This window comes from Streptomyces lonarensis (assembly GCF_012033735.1).
Classification (GTDB): Bacteria; Actinomycetota; Actinomycetes; order Streptomycetales; family Streptomycetaceae; genus Streptomyces; species Streptomyces lonarensis.
In genome coordinates this window covers 1-3,813 of the sequence record NZ_JAAVJD010000350.1, presented here as the reverse complement: position 1 = coordinate 3,813, position 3,813 = coordinate 1, and the positions used below count along the sequence as shown (strand labels likewise).

General features: G+C 70.5%; 3 protein-coding genes. 1 reads left to right on the top strand and 2 read right to left on the bottom strand.

The features are described 5' to 3' along the window. Window positions 1-69: 69 nt before the first annotated feature. Complete coding sequence (locus HCN56_RS24240; protein ID WP_167974591.1) at window positions 70-795, bottom strand: hypothetical protein; 726 nt, start codon at window positions 793-795, stop codon at window positions 70-72. A 358-nt stretch (window positions 796-1,153) separates the two neighbouring features. Further along, on the bottom strand, window positions 1,154-1,780 hold the full coding sequence (locus HCN56_RS24235; protein WP_167974589.1) for an SseB family protein: 627 nt from the start codon (window positions 1,778-1,780) through the stop codon (window positions 1,154-1,156). A gap of 134 nt (window positions 1,781-1,914) precedes the next feature. Between HCN56_RS24235 and HCN56_RS24230 the strand changes: the two genes are divergently transcribed. Further along, window positions 1,915-3,741 (top strand): acyl-CoA dehydrogenase, encoded by a 1,827-nt coding sequence (locus HCN56_RS24230; protein WP_167974587.1) that lies wholly within the window; start codon window positions 1,915-1,917, stop codon window positions 3,739-3,741. Window positions 3,742-3,813 lie beyond the last annotated feature (72 nt).

Here is a 3,813-nt window from a genome sequence, read left to right as displayed (position 1 = left end):
GGAGCCGGACGCGGCCGGTGCGCGGCCCATCGTGTCGGCCGCGCACCGGCGTGCGGACCGGGTGGTGGATCAGATCCGCCAGACCAGGGTCTCCTCCGCGGCCAGCCAGTGCACCTCGGCGGCCTCGGCGTCCTCCGGGATCAGGAAGGTGCGGCAGTCGTAGAAGGACTCCCCGACGGGCAGTTCGTAGGAGTTGGTGGGCGCGGCGTCGTCGCAGCCGTCCGGCATCCCCAGCGGCTGGTACGCCTGCACGTTCTCGCCCCAGCCCTCGTCGTCGGCGAGCTTCAGCTTCAGCGTCGTCCGCTCCGACGGCATGATCATGTCGATGTGGTCGCCGTCCGCGTGCGCGAAGTCGAAGTGGATGTGGACCGGGCGCATGCCCTCGGTCGCGTCGGGGGTGGAGAACGTCTCCGGGTCGAGGTCCTCGTTCTCACCGATGAAGACCTCGGTTGCGGTGACGGCGAGCATCGCCTCGGTCGAGCCGTTGGTCCACAGCACCGGCTCGCTGGTCTCGCCGACGGCCAGCGACACCGTCCCCGGCTCGTCGTCCGAGCCGTCCGAGTCGACCGCGTCGCCGCCCGAGGAGTTGGTGCCGCCGTCGTCTCCCTCGTCGTCGACGTCGATGCGGTCCCCGGAGTCGCCCGAGCCCTCCGACTCCGAGCTGCCGCCGACCTCCGAGGAGTCGCCGGAGTCCGCGTCGGAGCCGCAGGCGGTCAGCGCCAGGGCCAGGACGAGCGCGGAGGCGGCCGGTGCGACGGCGCCGAGTCGGGCGGCTCTGCGGGTCGTGCTGCGCATGTGGATGTCTCCCCCTGTGGGTCGCGTGCGGTCGCCCCGGACGTGATCACCGGGGTCAGCGGGGACCATGCCCCCTCGGGGGAGAAGGACGCGTCACGGCCGTGCGCTGGTGCGAACGGTTACCGGCTGGTTGCAGGGCTGAGACACGCGACGGGCCCCTGCCACTGGTGCGACCTGTGGCGGCGGGTCGCGGGGCAGGTCCCCGGCGGTGGCGCTGCCGCGGTCGCTTCGCTGTCAGGGCGTTCCGATCGCGAAGACCACCGCGCGCCCACCGTCGCTCGCCGGAGTCCGGAGTTGCCGGAGTCCGGAGTCCGCCCACGCACGCCCCGGCGGGCGGCAGGGGGAAGTGGTCCGTGGCTCAGCCGTAGACGCGGCGCATGGCGTACTCCGTCATCTCGTCCACGGCCTTGGCGTCGAGCACCAGCCGGTGCTCGCCCTCCATGTCGAGCGCGAAGCCGTACCCGTGCGGCAGCAGGTCGAGGACCTCGCCGCCGGTCACGGTGAAGTACCGGGACTCCTTGCCGGCGTACTTGCGCAGCTCCCGCAGCGAGGTGAACAGCGGGATCACCGGCTCCTGGGTGGTCTGCACGGCCAGGAAGCCGGGGGTGTCGCCGCGCGGGCAGTAGACCTTCGCGCTCCAGAAGATGTCCTGGAAGTCCTCGGTGGCCAGGGCGCCGGAGGTGTACGCCCGGAGCCCGTCCACCAGGTTCAGCGGCGTGGCCGGTGCCGGCTGGTGCTGGGCCGCCTGCTGCTGGGCCTGCTGCTGCGCGTGCTGGGCCTGCTGCGCCTGCTGCTGGGCGTGGTGCGGGTCGTGGTGCGGCTGTTCGCCGTACCCGCCCTGCTGCTGGTACTGGTCCGCCTGCGGGTACTGCGGCTGCTCGCCGTACCCGCCGCCCTGTTGCGGCTGGCCGTAGGGGGGCTGCCCATGGGGCGCGTGGGGGTCCTGCGGGTGGCCGCCGTACGCGCTCTGGTCGTAGCCATACATGGGGGAGAGCGTACTGACTCACTTCTGGCGGATGAGTGCTTGCTTCTTATTACCGATGGGTAGCATGATGGAGTTACCAACCGGTACACGTCGCGCTGCCCGCCCGGCAGACCCGATCCCTACGGAGTCGTCCCATGGGCCACTACAAGTCGAATCTCCGAGACATCGAGTTCAACCTGTTCGAGGTGCTGGGCCGGGACAAGGTCTACGGCAGCGGCCCGTTCAGCGAGCTGGACGCCGACACCGCACGCAACGTGCTGAGCGAGATCGCGCGCCTCTCCGAGAACGAGCTGGCCTCGTCCTACGAGGACGGCGACCGCAACCCGCCCGTCTTCGACCCGGCGAGCAGCACCGCCCCGCTCCCCGCCTCCTTCCGCCGCAGCTACCAGGCGTACATGGACGCCGAGTGGTGGCGGCTCGGCATCTCCGAGGAGCTCGGTGGCACCGAGGCCCCCCGTTCGCTGCTGTGGGCCTTCGCCGAGACCATCCTCGGCGCCAACCCGGCGATCTGGATGTACGCCTCCGGTCCGGCGTTCGCCTCCGTCCTCCACGACGAGGGCACCGAGGCGCAGCACCGCATCGCACAGCTGATGATCGACAAGCAGTGGGGCTCCACCATGGTCCTCACCGAGCCGGACGCCGGCTCGGACGTGGGCGCCGGGCGGACCAAGGCGGTCAAGCAGGACGACGGCTCCTGGCACCTCGAAGGCGTCAAGCGCTTCATCACCTCCGGCGAGCACGACCTCTCGGAGAACATCGTCCACTTCGTGCTGGCCCGCCCCGAGGGGCACGGCGCCGGCACCAAGGGCCTGTCGCTGTTCATCGTGCCGAAGTTCGACTTCGACTGGGACAGCGGTGAGCTGGGCGAGCGCAACGGCGTGTACGCCACCAACGTCGAGCACAAGATGGGGCTCAAGGTCTCCAACACCTGCGAGCTGACCTTCGGCGCCAACGGCCCCGCGAAGGGCTGGCTGCTCGGGGAGAAGCACGACGGCATCCGCCAGATGTTCAAGATCATCGAGTTCGCGCGGATGATGGTCGGCACCAAGGCGATCGCCACCCTCTCCACCGGCTACCTCAACGCCCTGGAGTACGCCAAGGAGCGGGTGCAGGGCCCCGACCTCACCGAGTTCGCCAACAAGTCCGCGCCGCGCGTCACCATCACCCACCACCCGGACGTCCGCCACTCGCTGATGACGCAGAAGGCGTACGCCGAGGGCATGCGGGCGCTGGTGCTCTACACCGCCTCCGTCCAGGACGACGTGCTGGCCCTCAAGGCGGCCGGCGAGGACGCCACCGCTGCCGAGGCCAAGAACGACCTGTTGCTGCCGATCGTCAAGGGCTACGGCTCCGAGCGCTCCTACGAGCAGCTCGCGCAGTCGCTCCAGACCCTCGGCGGCTCCGGGTACCTCCAGGAGTACCCGCACGAGCAGTACATCCGGGACGCCAAGATCGACACCCTCTACGAGGGCACCACCGCCATCCAGGGGCAGGACTTCTTCTTCCGGAAGATCGTCCGCAACCAGGGCGCGGCGCTGACCGGGCTCTCCGAGGAGATCAAGAAGTTCCTCGCCGAGGCCCCCGGCGGCGAGGGCCTCGCCGAGGCGCGGGAGGAGCTGGCCGCCGCGGCCGGCGAGCTGGAGGCCCTGGTCGGCATCCTGCTCACCGACCTCGCCGCCACCGAGAGCGACGTCAAGCAGCTCTACAAGGTGGGGCTGAACACCACCCGGTTCCTGCTCGCCTCCGGTGACGTCGTCGTCGGCTACCTGCTGCTGCGGGGCGCCGCCGTCGCCGCCGAGAAGCTCGGCACCGCCTCCCCGAAGGACGCGCCGTTCTACCAGGGCAAGATCGCCGCGGCCCGCCACTTCGCCCGCGAGATCCTGCCGAACGTCGCCGTCGCCCGCTCCATCGCCGGCAAGACCGACCTCTCCCTGATGGAGCTGGACGAGGCGGCCTTCTGACCGGGAGCTGATCAGCGGCAGCTGATGTGACGCGTCACCGTCGGCCGTCTGCCACCCGCGAGGGTGGCAGAC

What these genes read in the sequence shown, in the direction of transcription:
- HCN56_RS24240 (WP_167974591.1), bottom strand. Translation starts at nt 795, where the DNA reads ATGCGCAGCACGACCCGCAGAGCCGCCCGACTCGGCGCCGTCGCACCG.
- HCN56_RS24230 (WP_167974587.1), top strand. Translation starts at nt 1,915, where the DNA reads ATGGGCCACTACAAGTCGAATCTCCGAGACATCGAGTTCAACCTGTTC.
- HCN56_RS24235 (WP_167974589.1), bottom strand. Translation starts at nt 1,780, where the DNA reads ATGTATGGCTACGACCAGAGCGCGTACGGCGGCCACCCGCAGGACCCC.